Genomic DNA, 25,188 nt, shown 5'->3' with positions numbered 1-25,188 from the left:
CGACTCCTCTTCTTGTCGGTCCTGCTCAGAGGGCGTCCGGACCGCGCTCGCCGGTGCGGACGCGGACGGCGGTCTCCACCGGCAGGGACCACACCTTGCCGTCTCCGATCTTGCCGGTGCGGGCGGCCTTGACGATGACCTCGATCAGCTGCTCGGCGTCGTCGTCCTCGGCCAGCACCTCGACGCGGACCTTGGGGACGAGGTCGACGGTGTACTCGGCGCCGCGGTAGACCTCGGTGTGGCCGCGCTGCCGGCCGTAGCCGCTGGCCTCGGTGACGGTGAGTCCGTGCACGCCGAAGGCCTGGAGGGCTTCCTTGATCTCGTCGAGCCGATGGGGCTTGACGACTGCGGTGATGAGCTTCATGCGTCCACCTTCCGGGTCTGTACGGCGGCCGGGGCGCCGGCGGCGGCCGCGGTGACCCCGCCGCCCGCGCCGCTGAAGTCGTATGCGGTCTCGGCGTGTTCGGCCCGGTCGATGCCGGAGATCTCCTCGTCCTCGGTGACCCGCATGCCGAGGGTCTTGTCGAGGAGGAAGGCGAGCACGGCGGAGGCGATCAGGGAGTAGGCGAGGACCGCGAAGACGCCCGCGCATTGCTTCCACAGCTGGTCGAAGCCGTGGTCGCCGTAGAAGACGCCGGTGGCGGTGGACTGGCCCTTGCCGGTGGCGAAGAAGCCGACGAGCAGGGAGCCGAGGATGCCGCCGACCATGTGGACGCCGACGACGTCGAGGGAGTCGTCGTAGCCGAACCTGAACTTCAGGCCGACGGCCGCGGCGCAGGCGACGCCGGCGATCGCGCCGACGGCGATCGCGCCGAGCGGGGAGACCGCGCCCCCGGAGGGGGTGATGGCGACCAGTCCGGCGACCGCTCCGGAGGCGGCGCCGAGGGTGGTGCAGGCGCCGTGCCGGATCTTCTCGTAGGCGAGCCAGGCCAGCATCGCGGCGGCGGTGGCGACCTGGGTGTTGACGAACATCAGCGCGCCGACGCCGTCGTCGTTGCCGAGCCAGGAGCCGGCGTTGAAGCCGAACCAGCCGAACCAGAGCAGTCCGGCGCCGAGCATGACCAGCGGGAGGCTGTGCGGGCGCATCGGGTCCCGCTTGAAGCCGACGCGCTTGCCGATGACGAGGATGACGCCGAGCGCCGCCGCGCCGGCGTTGATGTGGACCGCCGTGCCGCCCGCGAAGTCGATCACGCCGAGCTTGAAGGCCCAGCCGTCGGAGGCCCACACCCAGTGGGCGACGGGGATGTAGACGAGGGTGGCCCACAGGGTGACGAAGAGGGCCCAGGCGGAGAACTTCACCCGGTCGGCGAGGGCGCCGCTGATCAGGGCGGGGGTGAGGATCGCGAACATCAGCTGGAAGACCATGAAGACGAAGACCGGGATGGTGTAGCCGTCCCAGAGTTCGGTGAGGCCTATGTCGCCGAGGCCGATCCAGTCGGCGTTGTAGCCGAGGAGGCCGTTGCCGTTGCCGAAGGCGAGGGAGAAGCCGTAGAGCACCCACAGGATGGTGACGATCCCGAGGCTGATGAAGCTCATCATCAGCATGTTCAGGGTGCTCTTGACGCGGACCATGCCTCCGTAGAAGAAGGCCAGGGCCGGGGTCATGAGCATCACCAGGGCGGAACAGATGAGCATGAAGCCTGTGTTGGCGGACGACAGTCTGGGTGCGTCCGCCGCAAGCATGATGGCTGGTGCCATCGGCGTCTCCTCGTCGATTGGTACGGCCCCGTGCGGGCGGTGCCTGGCGGTCCGGTCGGGTGAGGGGTGGGCCGGTAGTGCGCCACGAGACTCGCGCAGCGCGGTTTCGGTTCGCGCCCCTCGTTGTTTCGCCGGGGTGACGAAGGCGCCCTGTGTGTTACGCGTCGGTGAAGCGGGAGTTGCCGGGCCGCGCCGCTCGTTATCGTGGCGCGACCTCGCGCGGGGTGTCCCCGTGGGGGAACGGACCGGCCGCGGCGGTCCTCTCGATGACCTGGCATGGGGGAGCCGAGTCGGGCAGTTCGGGAGGACCGGCCGCGGCCGGGGCGGGGGTGCCGGGATCACCCGGCCTCGGCGGCCTCCGGCAGGTCGACGGCGAGCTTCTCGGAAAGGTCGACGACGGCGGCCAGGTCGCCGTAATCGCGTACGGCCGTGCCGACCGTCTTGCGGATCCGGGTGTTCACCCGTTCGGAGCGGACCTTCTTGGCGACGTCCAGGGCCCGCGCCGCGTACCGCGTGCCGCGCTCGGGCTCGCGCTGGAGCAGGTGCACGGAGGCCATGCCGATGAGGTTGAGCGCGTACGACCGCTGGTGCTCGGAGTCGTCGGCGAACAGTTCCACGGCCCGCCGCATGAGCGGTTCGGCGAGGGAGGCGTAGCTGGGGCTGCGGCCGGCGTTGTAGGCGAGGTCGCGGAAGGAGTGGGAGTTCTCCGCGTACAGCTCGGCCTCGGAGAAGAAGCGGATCCAGTCGGGGTCCGGCTCGTCCCAGTCGCCGGCCTCGGCGAAGGTGTCCTCGGCCATGCGGACGGCGCGTTTGGTCTTCGCGGGCTGGCCCATATTGGCGTAGGCGCGGGCCTCCATCGCATACAGCATGGCCTGGGTGCGCGGGCTCGCGCAGTCGCGGCTGCCGTACTGGGCGAGGTGGATCAGTTCCAGCGCGTCGTCGGGCCGGCCGAGGTGGATCATCTGGCGGCTCATGCTGGAGAGGATGTAGGAGCCGAGCGGCTTGTCGCCGGCCTCCTTGGCGGCGTGCAGGGCGAGCACGAAGTACTTCTGCGCGGTGGGCTGGAGGCCGACGTCGTACGACATCCAGCCGGCCAGTTCGGCCAGCTCGGCGGCGATCTGGAAGAGCTTGCGGGTGGTGGCCTCGGGCTGCGGCTCCTGGAGCAGGTCGGTGACCTCGTGCAGCTGGCCGACGACCGCCTTGCGGCGCAGTCCGCCGCCGCACTGGGCGTCCCACTTGCGGAACATGCGGGTGGTGGACTCCAGCAGTTCCAGCTCGGGCCGGGAGAGCCGGCCGGGCCGGGAGGGGTCGGGCACGGGGGCGGGGGCGGGCCGGGCGGGGGCCGGGGAGCCGGGGGCGGGCACGAGCCAGCGCTGCATGGGCTCGATGAGGGAGGGGCCGGCGGACAGGGCGAGGGAGGTGCCGAGGAAGCCACGCCGGGCGAGCATCAGGTCGCTGCGGGAGAACTCGCCGAGCAGGGCGACCGTCTGCGGGCCGGTCCAGGGCAGGTCGACCCCGGAGGCGGCGGGCGACTGACGGGCGGCGCGCAGGCCGAGGTCCTCGATGGAGACCACGCAGCCGAAGCGTTCGGAGAACAGCTCGGACAGGATGCGCGGGATCGGTTCGCGCGGGTTCTCCCCGTCGAGCCAGCGGCGCACCCGCGAGGTGTCGGTCGAGATGTGGTTGGCGCCCAACTGGCGTGCCCTGCGGTTCACCTGCCGGGCCAGCTCGCCCTTGGACCAGCCGCTGCGCACGAACCACGAGCCGAGCAGTTCGTTGGGGCGCTTTTCAGCGCTCGTACCGCTACCGCCGTTGCCGCCCACTGGGATGCCCCCATTCCTGAGACCACTTGTCACCTAGTGCGCCAAGCCTTATCAGAATGCCGGTAAATAACGCCTCCCGTCCGGCCATTCTCACCCTTCGAACGAGCTGACGGCTTGCCTCCGGCATACCCACCGGATGCATGCGCCCCCTTGAACTCGCACACTCAGAGTAATCTCGTGATCACCCTCCAGTCACGGGCGTCCCGGAAACGCCACCATTCGCCACCCCTTCGAATGGACACACGATTGCCGCCGCGCGATTGACTGGCGGAGGTGGGCGGAAACCCGGCGGAGCGGTGCACTCAGGGGCGCACACATCCCGTCGCGCCACCTGGCGTGCTCCAAGGCGCCGCATTGACCGCGTGACCGCACGGGAAGGCGGAGCCGTAGCGTTACGTTCCGCTTCCGCTTCGTTCCGTGTCGTAACCACCGGCGCGCAGGACCCGTTGGAGGGGGCATGGGCTTCACGATCGGCGGCATCCGCGAGATCCGCTCCGGCACGCGTCGGCGCGGGCGCCTGGCGGAGTGCACCGCCGTCGCCGAGTTCACCGGACTGTGGGGCTGGGACGTGGTGCCGGGGGCGCGGGCCGCCGGGGGCGCCTGCTCGTGCGGGCGGTCGGACTGCCCGGCGCCGGGCGCGCATCCGCTGGAGTTCGCGTCCCCGATTCCCGCCGGGGCCACGCTGGACGAGGTCGGCAAGGCCTGGTCCGAGTACCCGGGGGCCGCGGTGATGCTGCCGGTCGGCCGCGCGTTCGACGTCATCGAGGTGTCGGAACCGGTCGGCCGCCGTGCGCTGGTCCGGCTGGAGCGGATGGGTCTGCCCCTGGGGCCGGTCGCCGCCACCCCGGACGGCCGCGCCCACTTCTTCGTCGCCCCCGGCGCCGCCGCCGATCTGCCCCGGCTGCTGTACCGGATGGGCTGGGACGATCCGGCCGAGCTGGACCTGCGCGGCCTCGGCCCCGGCACCCACATCACCGCCCCGCCCTCCGACCGGGGCGGCCTGGGCCCGGCGCGCTGGCTGCGCCCGCCCGTCCTGGACTCGGCGACGCGACCGCCGGCGGCCCGGCTGCTGCTGGGGACGCTGGCCTATGTGGCGCACCGGTCGCGGCCGTAGGGCGACCGGGAAAGGAGCGAGCGCCCGCCCCTGGTCACGGCTCGGGGACGGGCGCTCGCTCTCGCCCTGCTCGGCCTAGGAACGTTCCCAGGCCGAAGACACTCAGTCGCCGATCAGCGCGTCCACGAACGCCTCCGGCTCGAACGGCGCGAGGTCGTCGGCGCCCTCGCCGAGCCCGATCAGCTTGACCGGCACGCCCAGCTCGCGCTGGACCGCGACCACGATGCCGCCCTTCGCCGTGCCGTCCAGCTTGGTCAGCACGATGCCGGTGATGTCCACGACCTCGGCGAACACCCGGGCCTGCACCAGGCCGTTCTGCCCGGTGGTGGCATCCAGGACGAGCAGCACCTCGTCCAGCGGCGCGTGCTTCTCCACCACGCGCTTGACCTTGCCCAGCTCGTCCATCAGGCCGGTCTTGGTGTGCAGGCGTCCCGCGGTGTCGATCAGCACCACGTCGACGCCCATCTCCTTGCCCTCCTTCACCGCGTCGAAGGCGACGGAGGCCGGGTCGCCGGCCTCGGGGCCGCGCACGGTGTGGGCGCCGACGCGTTCGCCCCAGGTCTGGAGCTGGTCCGCGGCGGCGGCACGGAAGGTGTCGGCGGCGCCGAGCACGACGGTGCGGCCGTCGGCGACCAGCACCCGGGCGAGCTTGCCGGTGGTGGTGGTCTTGCCGGTGCCGTTGACGCCGACGACCATCACGATGCCGGGCTTGCGGCCCTCGGGCTCGGTCTTCACGGTGCGGTCGACATCGGTGCCGACCAGCGTGAGGAGTTCCTCGCGGAGCAGGCCGCGCAGTTCCTCGGGGGTGCGGGTGCCGAGCACCCTGACGCGTTCGCGCAGGCGCTCGACCAGTTCCTGGGTGGGCTGCACGCCGACGTCGGCGGTGAGCAGCGTGTCCTCGATCTCCTCCCAGGTGTCCTCGTCCAGGTGCTCGCGGGAGAGCAGCGTGAGCAGGCCCTTGCCCAGGGCGTTCTGCGAGCGGGACAGGCGGGCGCGCAGCCGGACCAGGCGGCCCGCGGTGGGCTCCGGGATCTCGAGCTCGGGAACCTCGACGGCGGGGCCGGCGGGGGGCTCCTCGACGACGACCGGTGCGGGGCCGCCCGGGAGATCCACCTCCTCGATCGTCCGGCGCGGTTCGTCGCGCGGCGTCTCGGCCTCTTCGCCGACATGCGGCTCGGCCGGGGGCGCGGTGATGTCGGGCGCCTTCGGGGGCGGCGGGGGCAGCGGCTTCCGGCGCCGGCTGCCCACGATCAGCCCGCCGAGCGCGCCGAGCACGACCACGGCGATGACTACAGCAAGGATGACGGTTTCCATAACCCGACCAGTATCGGCCATGGGATCCGCGAGAACCCCGTTTGTGGCTTCCTCCGAGAGACAAAGGCCACTTAACACGAGGACTCGGAGCAAAGTACGATGGTGACACCTCTATCCACGCGCGTAGAGTCCCCCACGTCCCCCTTCCCCCCATGTCAGGCACCTCTTTCATGAGCACATCCGTCGAGACCGAGGGCGCTCTCGAAACCCGCGGCATCGAGCAGGTCCCCGATCACGAACGCACCGCGCGGACCCGGGAGCTGTTCCCGACATGGGTCGGCGCCAACATCAGCGTGCTGCTGCTGACCATGGGCGCGAGCCTGGTCGTGGCCTACCACCTGAACATCTGGCAGGCCCTGGTCGTGGCGGTGGCCGCGCCGGTCGTGTCGTACGGCCTGGTCGGTCTGATCGGCATCGCCGGCAAGCGGGGCGGCGCGCCCGGCATGGCGCTGTCGCGCGCGGTCTTCGGGCAGCGCGGCAATCTGCTGCCCGGTTCGCTGATCTGGGTCGCGCGCTGGGGCTGGGAGACGATCAACGCGGTGACCGGCGCGTACGCGGTGCTCACCATCCTGGACATCCTGTTCGGCATCAAGGCGAACAGCGTGCTGGACATGGTGACGCTGCTGGCGTTCGTCGTGGCGACCTTCGCCATCTCCGGGCTCGGCATCAACGCCGTGCAGAAGTGCAACAAGTACGCGACGTACCTCTTCGGTGTCTTCTCGGTGCTGGTCCTCGGCTACCTGGTGGCGGACACGGACTGGTCGAAGGTGGCGCACCAGGGCGCCGGCTCCACGGCCTCGGTGATCACCGGCGTCGGCATGATCGCGGCGGGCGGGGTCAGCTGGATCCCGTCCGCACCGGACTTCACCCGCTATCTGCCGCGTACGGCGTCCTCGAAGGCGATCGTGGGCACGGCGGTGGGCGGTGCCGGTGTCGTCGTGCTGCCGATGGTGCTGATGGGCGCGGTGATGGCGGTCTCCACCCCGGACCTGGCCTCGGCGAGCGACCCGGTGTCCTTCCTGGGCGAGATCCTGCCGACGTGGATCGCGGTGCCGTACCTGTTCATCGCGCTGATCGGCATGCTGCTGATCAACTCGATGTCGATGTACTCGGCGGGCTTCACCGCGCAGACCCTCGGCTTCAAGGTGCCCCGGCACTGGGCGGTGTCGGTGAACGCGGTGATCTCGCTGGTGTTCGGCGGGGTGCTGATGCTGGTGGCCACCAGCTTCATGGGCTCCTTCATCGCCTTCCTGTCGCTGCTGGCGGTCGCGTTCTCCGCGTGGGTCGGCGTGTTCGGCGCGGACATGTTCCGCCGCACCGAGTACGACGGCCGGGCCATGGCCGACACCACCCGCGCCAGCGCCTACTGGTACAAGGGCGGCTTCTCCCCCGCGGCCGTGGCCGCCTGGGCGATCGGCCTGGTGTCGGGGCTGATGTTCACCACCTCCGACTGGTTCACCGGCCCGCTGGCGACGAACAACGTGGTCGGCGAGTACGGCCTCGGCTGGGTCGCCACGATCGTGATCTCCGGTGCGCTGTACCTGGCGCTGCCGAAGCCGGCCACGGTCGCGCCGCAGGCGGCGGCCGACGAGGTCGCCGGGCAGCCCGCGGCCAGCGGCGTCTGACCCCGGCCGGCCCCTCGGCCACCTGCCCGCACCGACAGCTGACGTCCCCCTCCACCGAGCGGTACCGGAGGGGGACTTCGCATGCCCGTCACGGCCGCGCGTCTCGACTTCGTCGCATGCGGACCGAGGAGCACCACGGCGCGGAGAGCGACCGGCTGCCGTCGCCGTTCGTCCTCGCGGGCGCCGTGCCCGGGGCCGCCCGCCGGATCGCGGTGACGGTGTCGGCGGCGATCGGCCCGCCGCAGGACCCGCTGCGGCGGGAGGGGCATCACCGCGCTGGACCGCTGAGCGGGGTCGGCTGGTGACCGTGGCCGGGAGCGGCTGTCGGCTGTCGGCTGTCGGCTGTCGGCTGTCGGCCCGGGGAGTACGCGGTGTCCCGCGTCGGCCTGCGGCGGCGCGACCGGCTCCAGGGCGAGCTGCCGCGGACGCTGCTCACGGCGTGGAGCGGCCACGGGTTCGAGCGCCGGGGCCGCGGGGCACGGCTCGCCCCCGCCCGTGCACCCGGCCGCGCCCCTGCCGCCGGCCGGCGGCTCGGCGAACGCCGCCGTGCCCCGGGTCGCCCGGTTCGGCCCGCCGTTCTTCCCCAGCGCACGCCCTCCGGAGCCGGAGGCGTATGACAGGAAACGGCCCGCCGAGTACGGCACCGGCCCGGGGGCCGGACGACGACGCCGGCCGTGCGGACCCCGCTGCTCCACCTCGCCGAGGGCCCGGGCCGGACGTGGGCCGGGTACGGCGGGGATCCGCCGCGCGCGTGGCGCCGGGACCGGACGGCCTGGTGGCCGCGTCCGGCCGCGGGCGGGATGCCGGTGGAGGAGGGATGGCGCAGCCTGGGGCCGCTCACGGAGCGGGGGGTTCCGGCTCTGGCGGGCCGATCCGGGCCGACCGTACGACACCGCCGCCCCCGGTCCGGGCGGTGGGCCGGGACGGGGGGCGGCGGACGGTTCGAGGAGAGGGGCAGCGGGGACTTGGCCCTTCTCCCCGAGTTCGGGGGCCTCGGGACGAGGCTCAGCCCATCTCCTCCAGGGACTTGCCCTTCGTCTCCTTGACGAACTTCAGGACGAACGGAATGGAGAGCGCGGCGAAGATGGTGTAGATCACGTAGGTGCCGGAGAGGTTCCAGTCGGCCAGCGACGGGAAGCTCGCGGTGATGGCCCAGTTGGCGATCCACTGCGCGGAGGCGGCGACACCGAGGGCGGCGGCGCGGATCTTGTTCGGGAACATCTCGCCGAGGAAGACCCAGACCACCACACCCCAGGACAGGGCGAAGAAGAGGACGAACAGGTGGGCGGCGATCAGGGCGACCCAGCCCTGGGTGCTCGGCAGCTTGCCGTCGACCAGGTGGTAGCTGAACGCCCAGGCCTCCAGCGCCAGGCCGACCACCATGCCGACCGAGCCGATGAGGGCGAGCGGCTTGCGGCCGACGCGGTCCACGAAGATCATCGCGATCACGGTGCCGACGATGTTGATGATCGAGGTGGTGAAGGAGTAGAAGAACGAGTCCGACGGGTCGACGCCGACCGACTGCCACAGCGTCGAGGAGTAGTAGAACGCGACGTTGATGCCGACGAACTGCTGGAAGACCGACAGGCCGATACCGACCCAGACGATCGGCTTGAAGAAGAAGGAGCCGCCGAGCAGGTCCTTGAAGGACGACTTGTGCTCGCTCTTCATCGCGTGCTCGATCTCGGCGACGCGGGCGTCCAGGTTGACGTCCTTGCCCTCGACCTCGGCGAGGATCTCACGGGCGCGCTCGCGCTTGCCGACGGAGATCAGGAAGCGGGGGGACTCGGGGATCGCGAAGGACAGCATGCCGTAGAGGACGGCCGGGACGACCATCACGCCGAGCATGACCTGCCAGGCCTCCAGGCCCATCAGCTTGCCGCGCTGGTCGCCGCCGGCGGCGTTGAGCAGGCCCCAGTTCACCAGCTGGGAGACGGCGATGCCGACGACGATCGCGGCCTGCTGGAAGGAGCCGAGCCGGCCGCGGTAGGCGGGCGGGGCGACCTCGGCGATGTAGGCCGGGCCGATCACGGAGGCCATGCCGATCGCGAAGCCGCCGATGATCCGCCAGAAGGCGAGGTCCCACAGCGCGAAGGGCAGCGCGGAGCCGACGGCGCTGACGGTGAAGAGGGCGGCGGCGATCTGCATGCAGCGGATGCGGCCGATGCGGTCGGCTATGCGGCCGGCGGTGGCGGCGCCGATGGCGCAGCCGATCAGCGCGATCGCGATGACCTGGGCGAGGGCGGCGGAGCCGATGTCGTAGCGGTCCCGGATGGCCTCGACGGCGCCGTTGATCACGGAGCTGTCGTAGCCGAAGAGGAAGCCGCCCATGGCGGCAGCCGCCGCGATGAAGATGACGTGCCCGAGATGTTCGGGGTGAGCCGTTCTGGCTCCTGACTGAGGTGCCTGCGCTGTGCTGGTCACGGTGTAACTCCTCGGGCCACGGCAACGCTGCCGGGTGGGGGCGAGCCCTTCCAGGTCTCCAGTGGCGCACACGCGGGGGCCACTTACACCTGAAGGTAAAAGCAACGTTGCAGAGACTATGCCTTCAAGTTTCGAAGTCAATACTTCAACGACTGTGAGTTTTCAGATATGCCCGACGATCTTGCGTTCAAGAACTGAACACTGGGGCGCTTGATCTTCCGGGGATGCCGCTAGTGGATCTTGAAAAGGGCTAGCGCAGCCGCTGGGAGATGACCTTCGAGACGCCGTCGCCCTGCATGGAGACGCCGTAGAGCGCGTCGGCCACCTCCATCGTGCGCTTCTGGTGCGTGATCACGATCAGCTGCGAACTCTCCTGGAGCTCCCGCATGATCCCGATCAGCCGCTGGAGGTTGGTGTCGTCCAGCGCCGCCTCGACCTCGTCCATGACGTAGAACGGGCTCGGCCGGGCCTTGAAGATCGACACCAGCAGCGCCACCGCGGTCAGCGAGCGCTCGCCGCCCGAGAGCAGGGAGAGCCGCTTGACCTTCTTGCCCGGCGGCCGCGCCTCCACGTCCACGCCCGTGGTGAGCATGTTGTTGGGGTCGGTCAGCACCAGACGGCCCTCGCCGCCGGGGAACAGCCGGCCGAAGACGCCCTCGAACTCGCGGGCGGTGTCCCGGTAGGCCTCGGTGAAGACCTGCTCGACGCGCTCGTCGACCTCCTTCACCACCTGGAGCAGGTCGGCGCGGGTCTTCTTCAGGTCCTCCAGCTGCTCGCCGAGGAACTGGTGCCGCTCCTCCAGCGCGGCGAACTCCTCCAGTGCGAGGGGGTTGACCTTGCCCAGCTGCTGGTACGCCCGCTCGGCCGCCCTGAGCCGCTTCTCCTGCTCGGCGCGGTCGAAGGGGCGGGGCCGGTTGCGCGGGTGCCCGGGGTCCTCGGGGAGCCGCTCGCCGTCGGCGGGGGGCGAGGGCGGCACCGGTTGGTGCGGCCCGTACTCGGCCACCAGCCCCTCCGGTTCGACACCCAGTTCCTCCAGCGCCCTGGTCTCCAGCTGCTCGATGCGCAGCCGCTTCTCCGCTCCTAGTACCTCGCCCCGGTGTACTGAATCCTTCAACTTGTCAAGTTCCGCCTTGAGTTCACGGCCGGCCGTGCGGGCGGCGGCCAGTGCACCCTCGCCCCGGGTCTTGGCGGCCTCGGCGGCGGCGCGCTCCTGCTCGGCGCGGGCGAGGGACACCTCCACGTGCGCGAGCAGCTGCCGGGCGCCGGAGGCGACGGCGCCGGCCACGGCCGCCTCGTGGCGCAGCCGGGCCCGGCGCCGCTCGGCACGCGCGCGTGCCTCGCGTTCGGCGCGGGCCGCCCGGTCGAGCGCGTCGGCGCGTCCGGCGAGCCCCTTGACCCGCTCCTCGTGCGTACGGACCTGGAGACGGGCCTCCATCTCGGTCTGCCGGGCGTTGGCGCCGTCGGCGGCGAGCCGGTCCCGGACGGAGGTGTCCGGTTCCTCCTCCACCGGTGCCTCCGCGGCCACGGCGAGCCGCTCGGCCAGTTCCTCGGCCTCCTGTACGGCCCTGTCCAGCGATTCCTGCGCGCGGGCCGCCGCCGCGGCCGACCGCTCGGCCTCGCCGGCCGCGCCGCGGGCCTGGCCGGCCAGGCGGCCGAGCCGCTGGGCGACGTCCGACTTCTCCCGGTCGGCGGCGCGGCGCCGCTCGCCGAGTTCCTCCACGACGGCGGCGGCCCGCGTACGGTGCTCGGCCGCGGTGCGCTGTGCCTCGGCCAGCCGCCGGCAGCGGACCTCCAGCTCGGCCAGTTCGGCCGCGGCCTCGTCCACGGAGGCCTGTACCTCCAGCAGACTGGGGGCGCCCGCGGAGCCGCCGTGCGCGATGTGCGCGCCGAGGAGGTCGCCTTCGGCGGTGACGGCGGTCAGGTCGGGGCGGGCGTGGATCAGCGTTTCGGCGTCGGCGAGGGTGTCCACGACCACGACGCCGCGCAGGAGGCGGTGGACGGCGGGCATCAGGTCGGCGGGGCCGTGGACGAGGCCGGCGGCGAAGAGGGGGCCGGCGGGGGACCGGGTGTCCGCGAGTGCGGTGCGGCCGGGAGCGTCGTCCCGGGCGGCCGGGCCCGCGTTGCCGGATGCGGAGGCGTCATGGCCGGGAGCGTCGCCCCGGAGGGCCGGGCCCGCGTTGCCGGGAGCGTCGTCCCGGGCGGCCGGGCCCGCGTTGCCGGGTGCGGGTGCGTCGTGGCTGGGCGCGTCGTTCCCCGCGCCCCTTCGGGGGGCTGCGCCCGTGTCGTCGGGTGCGGGTGCGGCGTGGTTGCTCGTGCCGTTCCCCGCGCCCCTTCGGGGCGCTTCCTCGGGGGCTCCCGTCAGGAGGAGGGTGGCCCGGCCGGCGTCTTGTTTGCGCAGGAGGGTGAGGGCCTCGGCCGCTGCCGCGGGGGTGGTGACGGCGAGGGCGTCGGCCGCCGTGCCGAAGGCGGCCGCCAGGGGGATCTCGTAGCCCGGGGTGATCCTGAGGAGTTCCGCGGCCGGGCCGAGGATGCCGGTGAGGCGGTCCCGGGCGCCGAGCAGGGTGCCGGTGCCGTCCTTGCGGCGCAGGCCCAGCGCCAGCGCCTCGTGGCGGGCCCGGGTCGCCGCCCGGCCTCGCTCGGCGGCGGTGAGGGCGTCGCGGGCCGCGTTCAGGGCGGCCTCCGCATCGGCCAGCTCCCGCTTCGCGGCCTCGTGCCGCTCGGCCAGGTCGGCGTCGCCCGCGTCCAGGCCGTCGACCTCCGCGCGCAGGGCCTCGTACTCCTCCTGCGCGCCTGCCGCCCGCTCCAGTGCCTCGTCGCGGGCCGTGGTCAGCCGGTCGACCTCGGCCTGGGCGGAGGCGACGCGCGAGCGGGCCGCGCCCACCTGCCCGGACAGCCGGGCCAGCCCCTCGCGGCGGTCGGCGATGGCACGGGCGGCGTCCTTCAGCCGGCGTTCCTCCAGGGCGAGCCGGTGCTCCAGCTCGGCGCGGTGGTCGACCGTGTCGTCCAGTGCCCGCCGGGCCGCCTCCAGGGCCGCCTCCAGCTCGGCCTCCTGCTCACGGACGCGGGCAGCCTCGCGCTCCAGGTCCTCGGGGTCCCGGCCGCGCCGCTCCTCGGCGGGCGCGGAGGTGGCGCTCTTGACGCGGGCGTCGGCGAGGGAGATCGTGCCGCGGACGCGTTCGGCGAGCTGCGACAGCTCGTACCAGGTCTGCTGGGCGCGCTGGAGACGCGGGGTGAGCCGGCGCACCTCCTCTTCCAGCAGGGCCTCGCGGTGCAGGGCCTGCCCCAGCTCGCGCTCGGCGCCCTCCTTGCGTTCCTTCAGCGCCGCCTCGTCGGCGATCTCCGCCTGGAGGGCCTCGCGCAGCCGTACCAGGTCGTCGGCGAGCAGCCGCAGCCGGGCGTCGCGCAGGTCGGCCTGGATGACGGCGGCCCGGCGTGCCACGGCCGCCTGCCGGCCCAGGGGCTTCAGCTGGCGGCGCAGTTCGTCGGTGAGGTCCTGCACGCGCGCGAGGTTCGCCCGCATCGCGTCCAGCTTGCGGAGCGCCTTCTCCTTGCGCTTGCGGTGCTTGAGGACCCCGGCCGCCTCCTCGATGAAGGCGCGGCGGCCCATGGGGTCGGCGTGCAGGACGGAGTCCAGCTGGCCCTGGCCGACGATGACGTGCATCTCGCGGCCGATGCCGGAGTCGGAGAGGAGTTCCTGGATGTCCAGCAGGCGGCAGGTGTCGCCGTTGATCTGGTACTCGCTGCCGCCGTTGCGGAACATCGTCCGCGTGAGGGTGACCTCGGCGTACTCGATGGGCAGGGCCCCGTCGGAGTTGTCGATGGTCAGGGACACCTCGGCGCGGCCGAGCGGCGGGCGGCCGGTGGTGCCGGCGAAGATGACGTCCTCCATCTTGCCGCCGCGCAGCGACTTGGCGCCCTGTTCACCCATGACCCAGCTGAGCGCGTCCACGACATTGGACTTGCCCGAGCCGTTCGGGCCGACGACACACGTGATCCCCGGTTCGAAGCGGAGGGTGGTGGCGGAGGCGAACGACTTGAACCCGCGCAGGGTCAGGGCCTTGAGGTGCACGCCCCTGGACTCTACCCGCCACGGCTCCCGGCCCGGTCCACGAACCCGCGCCACGCGCGGTTTCGCCGATGACCACGCAGGGCACACCAGATGTTGAAGAAGGTGAAAGGATGCGGGGGGAAAGAACGAAGGGACGCCGAAGCGTCCCTTGCAACTCTGACGACTGGATCGCAGTCGCCGGATCAACTGAGCGGTTGATACGGGCAACCCGATCGTTGCGCCTGCCGTTGTGGAGCTGATGCAGCGATCAGGTGAGCGCAGGCTCCGCCTGGTGTGCGTCGATGCTCTCCATGATCCTCTTCTGAGAGGCGGCAGCCGCCAGCGCGTCGTTCTCGGCCTGGATCCGTACGAGCTCGGACTCCAGGTCCTGCACACGCTGCTGCAGCCGTCGCATCTCGGCGAGGAGTCGAGGGTCGGAGCCGCCGACGTAACCGAGAAGCGCCTTTGCCATGATGGATGGTCCTCCACAATGAGTGACCGACCGATGCGGTTGGGTCGTGAGGGATTCGCACCCGCGGTGCTTGGCACATCCGGGTGTTGCTCTGCTGTTGTTCCATGCCAAACAGCTAAGGTGCGCGGGGCTTTCAGCGTCTCACCAAAAAGTTTGACGGTCAACACGATCACGCCCTGTATTGGGGGGCGAACCGGGTGCACGGCCGGGAACACGGCGGTGCTGCGACTTCTCCGGGGCCCTCAGGGCGTGGCGACCAGCAGTACCTGCGGAGCCTGCCATGCCACGCCCGTCTTGGCAACCACCAGGGCGTTTCCGCTTCCGGCGGGTGCCCGGGGCGGCCCGTCACGGGTCGGCCCGGGGGGCGTGGCGGAGCCGGTTCAGCGGATCGCGAAGCCGTCGTAGCCGCCACGCGGTGTGTCCCAGATCTCTGTCACACCGTCCACGCGGCCGGGCGTGTCGCTTCCCTGGAGCCAGTCCAGCAGCCCTTCGCAGCCCTCGCGTGGCCCCTCGGCGACCACTTGGACCCGGCCGTCGGCCAAATTGAGAGCAAAACCACTCAGCCCGCCGATCTCCAGTGCCCTGGCCCGCGTGAACCAGCGGAATCCCACGCCCTGCACGTGTCCACGCACCCAGGCGACCAGTCGTACATCCTCGCTCATGGGTGCAACCTAACCGGCCGGCGCCGACCGGGACACGTCGCACCCCGGCGGCATCCGGTACCGTCCGGACCCGGTGAATCGTGGCCGAAACCACTCGGACGAGTGGACTGGGTCGGCCGTGCGTACGAGGAACGCGGACGAGGAAGAGGGCAAGGATCATGGGACGCCACCGACGCTCCGCCGCCGGAAGCGACGGCCCCCGGCACTCGCCCGCGCACTCCCCCGCCGGCGAACGACCGATACCCGGGGACATCGGGCCGTATCCGGACCCGGACGCCTACGCCGAGGCCACCGCGAAGGCGCAGGCCTATCTGTTCGCGACGGACGAGTACCCGGCGCCGGACGCGGGGAACGGCCCCGGTCACGAGGGCGGCCCGGGGGCGGTCCGCGGCGGGCCGCGGTGGCTCAAGGCCGTGCGGCCGGTGCGTGCCGCCCTGCTCGGGGTGTCCGTCGCCGTCGTCCTCGGCACGGTCGCGGTGACCACGGGTGCGGTGCCGGGGCTGCAGCACTACCGGCTCGGCGGCGGTACGCACACCACCGGCGGGGAGCGGACGGGCTCCGTGGCCTCCCCCGGCAACACGGCGAGCGAGCAGGGCGGCACCTCGGGCAGCGCCGACGCCGCTCCCCCGGCGGGTTCCGGCGGGGGCGGCGGCGAACGGACCGCCCGGACACCGAGCGCGTCGGCCACCACGTCCCCCTCCGGTTCCGCCTCCGCCTCGAAGCCGCCGTCCGCCACACCGTCCCCCTCGCGGACGGCCGCCGGGAAGCGGGCGCCGGAACGCGGTCCGGCCAGGACACCGTCGGCCAGGCAGGCCGAGCCCGCCAAGCCGTCCAAGCCGTCCGCATCGCCCAGGCCGGCCGAGCCGTCCGCGTCCGCCACCCCGGCCAAGCCCGCGCCCGAGCCGAAGCCCACCAAGCCGAAGGCCACCGCGTCCCGTACGGCCGCCCCCGCCACCAAGGCCCCGGCCCCCTCCCCCACGGCCACCGTGGTGCGGGAGGCCGCCGTGGAGGCGGAGGTGCTGAAGCTGGTCAACGACGAGCGGGCGAAGGCCGGTCTCGGCGCGCTCGCGGCGAACTCCGCGCTGACCGGGCTGGCCGAGGCGTTCAGCGACGACATGGCCGAGCGGGGCTTCTTCGCCCACACCGACCCGGACGGCCGGACGCCGTGGGACCGGGCGGCGCGGGCCGGGGTCGACGGTCTCGGCGGCGAGAACATCGGCCGTGGCCAGGCGGACGCGGCGGCCGTGCTGGCGGCCTGGATGGACAGCCCCGGGCACCGCGCGAACATCCTGGACCCCGCCTTCACGACCTTCGGCGCGGGCGTCCACCTCGGCCCGGGCGGCCCTTGGTGGACGCTGGAGTTCGGGTACTGAGACGCCCGCCGGACAGGCGCGGGCACGCGTCCGGCGACGGGGGACGGTGACGGTCCCGGAGCACCGCCGGGGCGGCGGCCGGGCCCGTCGGGCGGTGTTCCGGAGGGCCGCCGGGGCACGAGCCCTCGATGCCGTCGGCCGGTGTCCCCGTCGGGCCTACGCCGCCGCGCGTCCCAGGGCGAAGACCCTCGCCGTCCGCGCCACCCGGCGGCCCAGGTGCTCGGCGGTGGCGGTGTCGGCCTTGTGGACGCCCTCGGGGCCCTGGTCGTTGTCGGACTGGGCCGCGGCGCCCGAGAAGAAGCCGAGGCGGTTGAGGTCGTTCTCGGAGGCGGTGCTGCTGTTCCAGCCGGGGAGCAGGCCGAGGCTGACCCAGTGCATGCCGTGCTGGGCGGCGAGCGTCTGGAAGAACTGCAGGGTGTGCAGCTTGTCGCCGCTCTTGGACGCGGAGTTGGTGAAGCCGGCGGCCAGCTTGTCCTGCCAGTCCCGGCCGGCCCAGCGCCGGGAGGTGGCCTCGGCGAAGACGTGGAAGGCGCCGGACGCGGTGCCCATGTAGGTGGGCGAGCCGAAGACGATCGCGTCGGAGCGGTCCAGCGTCTCCCACTGGTCGTCGGTGATCTCGTCCACCTTGATCAGGTGCACCTCGGCCCCCGCGTCGGCGGCACCGGCGCGGACGGCCTCGGCGAGCACGGCGGTGTGGCCGAAGCCGGAGTGGTAGGCGATGGACACCACGGGCGTGGTCATGGGGACTCCTCGGAAAGGGCGCGGCGGAACACGGCGCGGCTCGGGAAAGAGCGGCTCTCGTGCGGTAACCACAGGAAAGCACTAACCGTCAGTTAGTGCAACCTGTTGGTAAGCGCTGCGTGGGCGTACCCTTGGGGTATGACGGCCACCACCCAGGACCACGACGACCTCGCGTACAACGTCTTCGCCAAGGCCTGCCCGTCGCGCGGCACGCTGGAGCACGTCACGGGCCGCTGGGGCGGGCTGACGCTCGGCGCGCTGTACGAGGGTTCGCTGCGCTTCAACGAGCTGCGCCGCCGTGTCGACGGGGTGAGCGAGAAGATGCTCTCCCAGACCCTGCACGCACTGGAGCGCGACGGTCTGGTCCACCGCGAGGCACAGCCGACGAATCCGCCGCGCGTGGACTACGAGCTGACACCGCTGGGCCGCCGGGTCGCCGAACGGCTGCTGGCGCTCATCCACTGCGTGGAGGGCGCGATGGACGACGTCCTCGCGGCCCGCGAGCGCTACGACGAGACGCGCGGCGCCCTCTGACACCTCGGGCAGAAGTAACTTGACCGGTTCATCCAGGGGCGGCGCCGCATGAGGGTCCCGCACCGCTTGCACGGCAGCCCCTCACGGCCGTACGCGTCCAGGGACCGGTCGAAGTAGCCGGACTCGCCGTTGACGTTGACGTACAGGCTGTCGAAGCTGGTGCCGCCGACGGCGAGGGCCGCGTTCATCACGTCGCGGATGTGGCCGAGGAGTTCCGCCGTGACGGGACGGGTGAAGTTCGCCGTCGGGCGTTCGTAGTGGACGCGGGCGCGCCACAGGGCCTCGTCCGCGTAGATGTTGCCGACGCCGCTGATCAGCGGCTGGTCCAGCAGGGCCCGCTTGATGGTGGTCCGCTTGCGGCGCAGCGCCTGGTGGAAGGCGTCGTCGTCGAAGAGCGGGTCCAGCGGGTCGCGGGCGATGTGCGCGATGACGTCGGGCAGGCCGGCGGGGGTGTTGTCGTGCAGGGACAGCCCGCCGAAGGTGCGCTGGTCGACGAAGCGGAGCTGCGTGCCGAGCGAGTCGGCGAACCGGACGCGGATGCGCAGGTGCTTCTCGTCCGGCGCGTCATGGGGCTGGACCAGCAGCTGGCCGCTCATGCCGAGGTGGGCCAGGACGGACTGGTCGGTCTCCTCCAGCGGCAGCCACAGGTACTTGCCGCGCCGGCGCGGCGTGCCGATGTGGCGGCCCTTGAGCCGGTGCGCGAAGTCGTCGGGCCCGGCGAGGTGCCGGCGCACGGCACGCGGGTGCAGCACCTCGGTCTCGGCGACGGTCCGGTGGGCGACCCAGCGCTCCAGGCCCCGCCGGACGACCTCGACCTCGGGCAACTCGGGCATCGGACCCCCCGTGAGAACCGTACGGACCGGTGGATGGGACGAGCGCCCGTGCCGGCGCGGACGGCCGGACGGGCGCTCGGGTGCCGCGTGACCGGCACGTGCCGGCGAACTCGGCGCGTGCCGCTCGGTCAGGCGGTGGCGGAGGAGGCGTCGCCGCGGTCGAGGGCCTCGTCAGCCGTCTCACGGACGGGCTCCTCGGCCGGCTTGGCGCGCTCGTCCGCCGCGGCCCGGATGGACCGCCAGGCGGACTCGGCGGCCTGCTGCTCCGCCTCCTTCTTGCTGCGGCCGGTGCCGGTGCCGTACGAGACGCCTCCGACGCGGGCGGCAGCAGTGAAGGTCTTCTCGTGATCGGGGCCGGTCTCCGTGACCAGGTACTCGGGCACGCCGAGCCCCTCGATCGCGGTCAGCTCCTGGAGGGAGGTCTTCCAGTCCAGGCCGGCTCCGAGGTTGGAGGACTTCTCGATCAGCGGGTCGAACAGGCGGTGCACCAGTTCGGAGGCCGCGTCGAGGCCCTGGTCGAGATAGACCGCGCCGATCACCGCTTCGAGGGTGTCGGCGAGGATGGACGCCTTGTCCCGGCCGCCCGTGCCCTCTTCACCCCGGCCGAGCCGGATGAAGGCGCCGAGGTCGAGGCCGCGGCCGACCTCCGCCAGCGCACGCGAGTTGACCACCGCGGCCCGCAACTTGGCCAGCTGGCCTTCGGGCAGGTCGGGGTGGGTGCGGTACAGCGTGTCCGTGACGACGAGGCCGAGCACGGAGTCCCCGAGGAACTCCAGTCGCTCGTTCGTCGGCAGACCGCCGTTCTCGTACGCGTAGGAACGGTGGGTCAGCGCTCGCACCAGAAGGGCGGACTCGAGCTGGTAGCCGAGCCGCCCTTCCAGAAGCGTGTGGGACGAGGCCTGCGGACTACCCCCGCGCTGGCGGGGACTAGCTGCTTTCGCGTCAGTCATCGGGCCTCTCACCAGCCACTCAGACTTCGAGGACCTGGCGCTTGTTGTAGGTGCCGCAAGACGGGCACGCGATGTGCTGCAGCTTGGGCTCGTGGCAGCGCTCGCACGCAACCAGGGTGGGGACCGCAGCCTTCCACTGCGACCGGCGGTGGCGCGTGTTGCTGCGCGACATCTTCCGCTTCGGAACAGCCACGGCTACTTCTCCTGCTTCTCGTCGACGCCCGCTTCGGCGCCGCTCATCTCGTCCTTCTCGCCGTCCGTCATGGTGTCGGCGAGTCCCTGCAATGCCGCCCAACGGATGTCGACGGCGTCATGGTGGTGGTCCGGGTCGTCCGCGAGCCGCGCTCCGCATTCGGAACACAGGCCCGGGCAGTCGTCCTGGCACACCGGCTGCATCGGCAGTGCGAGCACCACCGCATCGCGCAGCAGAGGTTCGAGGTCGATCAGACCGTCCTCGATGTAGAGCCTGTCCTCGTCGTCCTCGGCGTCGGCGCCCGGTTCCGCGATCACACGGCCCCGGTCGTCGGCGTCAGGGTACGAGAACATCTCCTGGAAGTCCGCTTCGAGCTCCAGCCCGACCGGCTCCAGACACCTTACGCACTCCCCCTCGGCCGTTGCACGGGCGGTGCCTGTGACAAGCACCCCTTCCATGACCGACTCGAGGCGGAGGTCGAGTTCCAACGGGCTGCCTTCCGGCACTCCGATGACTCCCGGGATGCCGAGATCCCGGGGAGCGTCGATCTCGCGGGTCAGGCGCTGCAGCGCGCCAGGACGCCGGCCCAGCTCGTGCGTGTCGATCACGAGGGGGTTGCGGTGGTCGAGGCGGGCGTTGGAAGCCATTCCTGCTTTCGATCTGCGAACTCGAAGGGACGCCGCCCGACGGTGTACCCGGGCAGCGGTGATCGCGGGCATGCGCGACCGAACAGCCAGGATACTGGACCTTTCGCTCAGCGCCCAATCCGGTGCCCGGCTACAGCCCCCGGCCTTGTTCGTACGCCCGCAGCTGCTCCGCGCTGATCATGCTCGTGTCGAAGAGGCTGGTCTCGTCCAGGGCGTAGCCCTGCGGGGGCTGGGGCCGGTCCTGCGGCTGGTGCGAGGGGTCCTGGGGCGGCTGGGGCTGGTGGGACTGATGGGGATCGTAGGCGGGCTGCCCGGTGTCGTAGCCCTGGTGGCCGTAGGGGTCCGCCTGCCCGTAGCCGTACGGGTCCTGGCCCGGCGGGTACGCCGGCTGCTGCGGGAAGCCCGTATAGGGGTCCGGCTGCCGGAGGGCGGGTTCCGCCGGAGCGTAGCCGGAGGCGGGTGAATAGGCGGGCTGCGGCTCGTACGCGGGCCGCGCCGTCTCGGGCCGCCGCCGGTCCGCCCGGTCGCTGTCCGCGAGGGCCGCGAGGTCGGCGAGGTAGTCGGCGTCGCTGGAGTGCTGGAAGGTCGTGGTGTCGTCGGCGAGCGCGCCGAGGTCGTCGGTGGCGATCCGGCCGTGCAGCTTCTGCCGGCCGCGGCCGACGGCCTCCAGCGTCTTGGCGAGGACCGCCTCGAAGGCGCCGAGCTTGGCGTCCACGTAGGCGTCGGCGTCCCGGCGCAGGGTCTCCGGGTCGTGGCTGCGCTCGGGGGCGTCCTCGTCCGCGTAGCCCTCCTCGTCCACGCCGGGGCCGGTGCCGAGGAGCTTCTCGCGGCCCCGGCCGACCGAGCCGAGGGTCTTGGTGAGGACGACCTCGAAGTTGGCGAGCTTGGAGTCGACGTAGTCGTCGGCCTCGGCGCGGATCTCCTCGGCCTCCTTGCGGGCCTCGGCCAGGATCCGGTCGGCCTCGGCCTGGGAGCGGCGGGCGATCTCGGTGCCGGAGACCAGCGAGCCGCGCTCGGCGTGCGCGCTCTCGATGATCCGCTCGGCCTCCCGCCGGGCCTGCTCGACCATCTGCTCACGGTCGCCGATCAGTTCCTGCGCCTGGGCGAGGGAGCCGGGCAGCGCCTGGCGCACCTCTTCGAGCAGCGCGAGCAGTTCGGCGCGGTTGACCACGCACGACGCCGACATGGGCATGGACCGGGCGCCGGAGACCGTGGAGACGATCTCGTCGAGCTTCTTCTGCACGTCCACCTGTGCTCGCCACTCTCTACAGCCGGGTTGGAGACGGACGGGACGACTGTAGTCCCATCAGTCCCCGGCGAGGCGTGTGTTCAGCGCCTGGAGCACCCGCGGCGGCACCAGGTGCGAGACGTCCCCGCCCCAGGCCGCGACCTCCTTCACGAGGGAGGAGGACAGGAAGCTGTAGGTGGGGTTGGTGGGCACGAACAGCGTCTCGACACCGGTGAGGCCGTTGTTCATCTGGGCCATCTGGAGTTCGTAGTCGAAGTCGCTGACGGCGCGCAGGCCCTTGACGATGGCGGGGATGTCGCGCTGCTTGCAGAAGTCCACGAGGAGGCCGTGGAAGGCCTCGACGCGGACGTTGGCGTACTCGGAGGTGACCTCGCGGATCAGCTCGATCCGCTCGTCGATCTCGAACAGGCCCTTCTTGGACTTGTTGATCATCACCGCGACGTAGACCTCGTCGTACAGACGGGAGGCTCGGGCGATGATGTCGAGATGTCCGTTGGTGATCGGGTCGAACGACCCGGGACAGACGGCGCGGCGCACTTGTGATCCCTCGCTCTCCGGTCCGGTCATCGTGCGTCTTCGCACGTAGAGGCGGCGCGACCGTACCAAAACGTTCCCTCGCCGTAGCGACGGGACCGGATCGCCTCGAAGCCGTCCGGCCAGTGGAATTCGCCGCCTCTGGTGCTGCGCTCCACGGTGACGAGCGCTTGCTCGGCGAGCCAGCCCTCCGAGTGGAGTGTGAGCAGGATCTCGCGAAGATCGCGATCCGTGACGGCGTACGGGGGGTCGAGGAAGACCAGGTCGTAGGGCTCGGCGGGGGGTTCGGCGCGGATGATGTGTTCCGCTTTGCCCGCGCGTACCTCGGCGCCGGGCAGGCCCAGGTTCCGGACGTTCTCGCGGACGACGCGGGCCGCGCGGGCGTCGGCCTCGACCAGGAGGGCGTGACCGGCGCCCCGGGAGAGGGCCTCCAGGCCCACGGCGCCCGAGCCGGCGTAGAGGTCGAGGACGCGTTCGCCCTCCAGGGGGCCGCCGAGGAGGGACCGCCAGGTGGAGAAGAGGCCCTCGCGTGCGCGGTCCGAGGTGGGGCGGGTGCCGGTGCCGGGGGGTACCGCAAGGCGCCGTCCGCCGGCGGCACCGGCGATCACGCGGGTCATGAGGGGTCCTTCTTCGTGGGCGGGTTCACGGTTCATTGTGGCTGGTCGCGCGGTTCCTCGCGCCCCTGGGGGGACACTTCACCCCTTTTCCAGGTACTGCTCCCGCTCGTCGTCCAGCAGGGCGTCCAGGGCCGTGCGCAGGCCCGGCAGGCGCTCCAGCTCCGGGTCGGCCGCCACGACCGCCGCCGCCTCCGCCCTCGCCTCCGCGATGACCTCCTCGTCCTCGATGACGGCGAGGACCCGCAGGCTGGAGCGGGCGCCGGACTGGGCCTGGCCCAGGACGTCGCCCTCGCGGCGCTGTTCGAGGTCGATGCGGGACAGCTCGAAGCCGTCGAGCGTGGAGGCGACCGCGTTCAGCCGCTGACGGGCCGGGCTCGCCTCGGGCATCTCGGTGACCAGGAGGCACAGGCCGGGGGCGGAGCCGCGGCCGACCCGGCCGCGCAGCTGGTGGAGCTGGGAGACGCCGAAGCGGTCGGCGTCCATGATGACCATGACCGTGGCGTTCGGGACGTTGACGCCGACCTCGATGACGGTGGTGGCGACCAGCACGTCGGTCTCACCGGCCGCGAAGCGGCGCATCACGGCGTCCTTGTCGTCGGGGTGCATCCGGCCGTGCAGGACCTCCACCTTCAGGCCCTTGAGGGGGCCGCGGCCCAGCTGGTCGGCCACGTCGAGCACGGCCAGCGGGGGCCGCTTGTCCGCGTCGCCCTCGGCGGGCTTCCGGCCGGCCTTCTTCGGGTCGTCCTCCTCGTCGCCGATGCGCGGACAGACCACGTACGCCTGATGGCCGGCCCCGGCCTCCTCGCGGACCCGTTCCCAGGCGCGGGCCAGGAAGTGGGGCTTGTCGGCGGCCGGGACGACATGGCTGGCGATCGGGGAGCGGCCCGCCGGGAGCTGGTCCAGCACCGAGGTCTCCAGGTCGCCGAAGACCGTCATGGCGACCGTGCGCGGGATGGGGGTGGCCGTCATGACGAGCAGGTGCGGGGGCTGTTCGCCCTTGCTGCGCAGGGCGTCGCGCTGCTCCACGCCGAAGCGGTGCTGTTCGTCGACCACCACCAGGCCGAGGTCGTGGAACCGGACCTTGTCCTCGATCAGGGCGTGGGTGCCGATGACGATGCCGGCCTCGCCGGTGGCCAGGTCGAGCAGGGCCTGACGGCGGGCCGCCGTGCCCATCGAGCCGGTGAGCAGCACCACCTTGGTGGCGTGCTCGGCGCCGCCCAGGAAGCCGCCCTCGGCCAGCTCCCCCATCATCTCGGTGATGGAGCGGTGGTGCTGCTGGGCGAGCACCTCGGTGGGCGCCAGCATGGCCGCCTGACCGCCCGCGTCGACCACGGCGAGCATGGCGCGCAGGGCCACCATGGTCTTTCCCGAGCCGACCTCGCCCTGAAGGAGGCGGTGCATCGGGTGGGGGGTGGCGAGGTCGTCGAAGATCTCGCGGGAGACCTTCCGCTGGCCCTCGGTGAGGGTGAAGGGCAGGCGGTCGTCGAAGGCCGCGAGCAGGCCGTCCGGGCCGGGGACGCGGGGCACGGCGGGCAGGTGGGTCTCGGCGTGCCGGCGGCGGGCCAGGGCGACCTGGAGGACGAACGCCTCGTCCCACTTCAGGCGGGCGCGGGCGTCGGCGACGTCGGCCTTGGTGTGCGGGCGGTGGATCTTGAGCAGGGCCTCGGGGAGCGGGAGCAGGCCGCGGCCGGCGCGCAGCGACTCCGGGAGCGGGTCCAGGGCCTCCTGGGCGCTGGGCAGCACCGTCTGGACCGCCTTGCCGATCTTCCAGGACTCCAGCTTGGCGGTCGCGGGATACAGGGGGATCAGGGCGCCGGCCCAGGACTCCACGGCCTCCTCGCCGTCGCCCCGCAGCAACTCGTAGGCCGGGTGGGCGAGCTGGAGGCGGCGGTTGAAGACGGAGACCTTGCCGGCGAACATCGCGCGGGTGCCCGGCAGCAGGTCCTTGTGGGGTTTGTGCACGCCGGCGCCGAAGAAGACGAGCTGGAGGCGGCCGCTGCCGTCCGTGATCGTGACCTCCAGGCGCTGGCCCTTGCCCCGGGGGGCCTTGGCCGAGGCGAAGGTGTGCAGACGGGCGTCGGCGACCTGGGCGACCACCGTGACGTGCTCGTCCATGGGGAGGTCGGCGAGGTGGGTGAGCTGGCCGCGCTCCTCGTATCTGCGCGGGTAGTGGTGCAGCAGGTCGCCGACGGTGTGCAGGCCGAGGTGCTCGGCCATCACCTTCGCGGTGGCGGGGCCGAGCACCTTCTTGAGCGGTTCTTGCAGTGCGGGCACGCCATCAATTGCACACCACGGCACTGACAATGCCGTAGACCACGCCCCGCGCCGCCCGGACGG

General features: G+C 72.2%; 22 protein-coding genes. 5 read left to right on the top strand and 17 right to left on the bottom strand.

Annotated features, from left to right (window positions below; all coding sequences use genetic code 11):
* Nucleotides 1–25: 25 nt before the first annotated feature.
* The 3 genes from ACZ4W9_RS24270 to nsdA form a co-directional block, all read right to left on the bottom strand.
* Nucleotides 26–364, bottom strand: a complete 339-nt coding sequence (locus ACZ4W9_RS24270; protein ID WP_030612756.1) for a P-II family nitrogen regulator — start codon at nucleotides 362–364, stop codon at nucleotides 26–28.
* Nucleotides 361–1,698 carry an ammonium transporter gene (locus ACZ4W9_RS24265; protein WP_467939161.1) on the bottom strand — a complete coding sequence of 446 codons (1,338 nt, stop codon included), beginning with the start codon at nucleotides 1,696–1,698 and terminating at the stop codon, nucleotides 361–363. The genes ACZ4W9_RS24270 and ACZ4W9_RS24265 overlap by 4 nt, the downstream gene beginning before the upstream one ends.
* A gap of 338 nt (nucleotides 1,699–2,036) precedes the next feature.
* On the bottom strand, nucleotides 2,037–3,521 hold the full coding sequence (gene nsdA, locus ACZ4W9_RS24260; protein ID WP_467939159.1) for a transcriptional repressor NsdA: 1,485 nt from the start codon (nucleotides 3,519–3,521) through the stop codon (nucleotides 2,037–2,039).
* Between the two features lie 457 nt (nucleotides 3,522–3,978).
* Here nsdA and ACZ4W9_RS24255 point away from each other — a divergent pair, with 457 nt between their 5' ends.
* Entirely contained in the window at nucleotides 3,979–4,635 is a 657-nt protein-coding gene (locus ACZ4W9_RS24255; RefSeq protein WP_467939157.1) for a bifunctional DNA primase/polymerase, read from the top strand.
* 102 nt (nucleotides 4,636–4,737) lie between these two features.
* Here ACZ4W9_RS24255 and ftsY read toward each other — a convergent pair whose 3' ends face one another.
* Entirely contained in the window at nucleotides 4,738–5,949 is a 1,212-nt protein-coding gene (ftsY, locus tag ACZ4W9_RS24250; RefSeq protein WP_467939155.1) for a signal recognition particle-docking protein FtsY, read from the bottom strand.
* Nucleotides 5,950–6,119: 170 nt separating this feature from the next.
* On the opposite strand from ftsY, the gene ACZ4W9_RS24245 reads away from it, so the two are divergent.
* On the top strand, nucleotides 6,120–7,574 hold the full coding sequence (locus tag ACZ4W9_RS24245) for a cytosine permease (RefSeq protein WP_467939153.1): 1,455 nt from the start codon (nucleotides 6,120–6,122) through the stop codon (nucleotides 7,572–7,574).
* 116 nt (nucleotides 7,575–7,690) lie between these two features.
* Nucleotides 7,691–7,879 (top strand): hypothetical protein, encoded by a 189-nt coding sequence (locus ACZ4W9_RS24240; protein WP_467939151.1) that lies wholly within the window; start codon nucleotides 7,691–7,693, stop codon nucleotides 7,877–7,879.
* A gap of 700 nt (nucleotides 7,880–8,579) precedes the next feature.
* Here the strand turns inward: ACZ4W9_RS24240 and ACZ4W9_RS24235 are convergent.
* The 4 genes from ACZ4W9_RS24235 to ACZ4W9_RS24220 form a co-directional block, all read right to left on the bottom strand.
* The gene (locus tag ACZ4W9_RS24235) at nucleotides 8,580–9,998 is read right to left on the bottom strand and encodes a sugar porter family MFS transporter (RefSeq protein ID WP_467939149.1); all 1,419 of its coding nucleotides are present in this window, start codon (nucleotides 9,996–9,998) and stop codon (nucleotides 8,580–8,582) included.
* Nucleotides 9,999–10,248: 250 nt separating this feature from the next.
* Nucleotides 10,249–14,067 carry an AAA family ATPase gene (locus ACZ4W9_RS24230; RefSeq protein ID WP_467939147.1) on the bottom strand — a complete coding sequence of 1,273 codons (3,819 nt, stop codon included), beginning with the start codon at nucleotides 14,065–14,067 and terminating at the stop codon, nucleotides 10,249–10,251.
* Between the two features lie 247 nt (nucleotides 14,068–14,314).
* Nucleotides 14,315–14,518 (bottom strand): hypothetical protein, encoded by a 204-nt coding sequence (locus ACZ4W9_RS24225; protein ID WP_467939145.1) that lies wholly within the window; start codon nucleotides 14,516–14,518, stop codon nucleotides 14,315–14,317.
* Between the two features lie 380 nt (nucleotides 14,519–14,898).
* Nucleotides 14,899–15,180, bottom strand: coding sequence for an acylphosphatase (locus ACZ4W9_RS24220; protein ID WP_318201173.1), 282 nt, complete (start codon nucleotides 15,178–15,180; stop codon nucleotides 14,899–14,901).
* 158 nt (nucleotides 15,181–15,338) lie between these two features.
* Between ACZ4W9_RS24220 and ACZ4W9_RS24215 the strand changes: the two genes are divergently transcribed.
* A complete protein-coding gene (locus tag ACZ4W9_RS24215; protein ID WP_467939143.1) occupies nucleotides 15,339–16,553 on the top strand; it encodes a CAP domain-containing protein in 1,215 nt (404 codons plus the stop codon).
* A 156-nt stretch (nucleotides 16,554–16,709) separates the two neighbouring features.
* On the opposite strand, the gene ACZ4W9_RS24210 is transcribed toward ACZ4W9_RS24215, so the two are convergent.
* Nucleotides 16,710–17,294 carry a flavodoxin family protein gene (locus ACZ4W9_RS24210; protein WP_467939141.1) on the bottom strand — a complete coding sequence of 195 codons (585 nt, stop codon included), beginning with the start codon at nucleotides 17,292–17,294 and terminating at the stop codon, nucleotides 16,710–16,712.
* A gap of 138 nt (nucleotides 17,295–17,432) precedes the next feature.
* Here ACZ4W9_RS24210 and ACZ4W9_RS24205 point away from each other — a divergent pair, with 138 nt between their 5' ends.
* Entirely contained in the window at nucleotides 17,433–17,828 is a 396-nt protein-coding gene (locus ACZ4W9_RS24205) for a winged helix-turn-helix transcriptional regulator (RefSeq protein WP_467939139.1), read from the top strand.
* Here the strand turns inward: ACZ4W9_RS24205 and mutM are convergent.
* From mutM to recG, 8 genes are all read right to left on the bottom strand, one after another.
* Complete coding sequence (gene mutM, locus ACZ4W9_RS24200) at nucleotides 17,801–18,661, bottom strand: bifunctional DNA-formamidopyrimidine glycosylase/DNA-(apurinic or apyrimidinic site) lyase (RefSeq protein WP_467939137.1); 861 nt, start codon at nucleotides 18,659–18,661, stop codon at nucleotides 17,801–17,803. The two genes, ACZ4W9_RS24205 and mutM, sit on opposite strands and share 28 nt — an antisense overlap.
* 128 nt (nucleotides 18,662–18,789) lie before the next feature.
* Nucleotides 18,790–19,611: a ribonuclease III gene (rnc, locus tag ACZ4W9_RS24195; protein WP_467939135.1), complete on the bottom strand. Its 822-nt coding sequence runs from the start codon at nucleotides 19,609–19,611 to the stop codon at nucleotides 18,790–18,792.
* 19 nt (nucleotides 19,612–19,630) lie between these two features.
* A complete protein-coding gene (gene rpmF, locus ACZ4W9_RS24190) occupies nucleotides 19,631–19,804 on the bottom strand; it encodes a 50S ribosomal protein L32 (protein WP_007493396.1) in 174 nt (57 codons plus the stop codon).
* Between the two features lie 2 nt (nucleotides 19,805–19,806).
* On the bottom strand, nucleotides 19,807–20,451 hold the full coding sequence (locus ACZ4W9_RS24185; RefSeq protein ID WP_467939133.1) for a YceD family protein: 645 nt from the start codon (nucleotides 20,449–20,451) through the stop codon (nucleotides 19,807–19,809).
* A gap of 130 nt (nucleotides 20,452–20,581) precedes the next feature.
* Nucleotides 20,582–21,700: a cell division initiation protein gene (locus ACZ4W9_RS24180; RefSeq protein WP_467939131.1), complete on the bottom strand. Its 1,119-nt coding sequence runs from the start codon at nucleotides 21,698–21,700 to the stop codon at nucleotides 20,582–20,584.
* Nucleotides 21,701–21,757: 57 nt separating this feature from the next.
* Nucleotides 21,758–22,237, bottom strand: coding sequence for a pantetheine-phosphate adenylyltransferase (gene coaD, locus ACZ4W9_RS24175; protein ID WP_467939214.1), 480 nt, complete (start codon nucleotides 22,235–22,237; stop codon nucleotides 21,758–21,760).
* Between the two features lie 26 nt (nucleotides 22,238–22,263).
* Complete coding sequence (gene rsmD / locus ACZ4W9_RS24170; RefSeq protein WP_467939129.1) at nucleotides 22,264–22,851, bottom strand: 16S rRNA (guanine(966)-N(2))-methyltransferase RsmD; 588 nt, start codon at nucleotides 22,849–22,851, stop codon at nucleotides 22,264–22,266.
* Nucleotides 22,852–22,929: 78 nt separating this feature from the next.
* Nucleotides 22,930–25,134, bottom strand: coding sequence for an ATP-dependent DNA helicase RecG (gene recG, locus ACZ4W9_RS24165; RefSeq protein WP_467939212.1), 2,205 nt, complete (start codon nucleotides 25,132–25,134; stop codon nucleotides 22,930–22,932).
* Nucleotides 25,135–25,188 lie beyond the last annotated feature (54 nt).

The sequence above is a fragment of the Streptomyces sp. NPDC029296 genome, assembly GCF_055569255.1.
The sequence above is the reverse complement of the archived record's forward strand: the minus strand, read 5'-3'. Positions and strand labels throughout refer to the sequence as shown.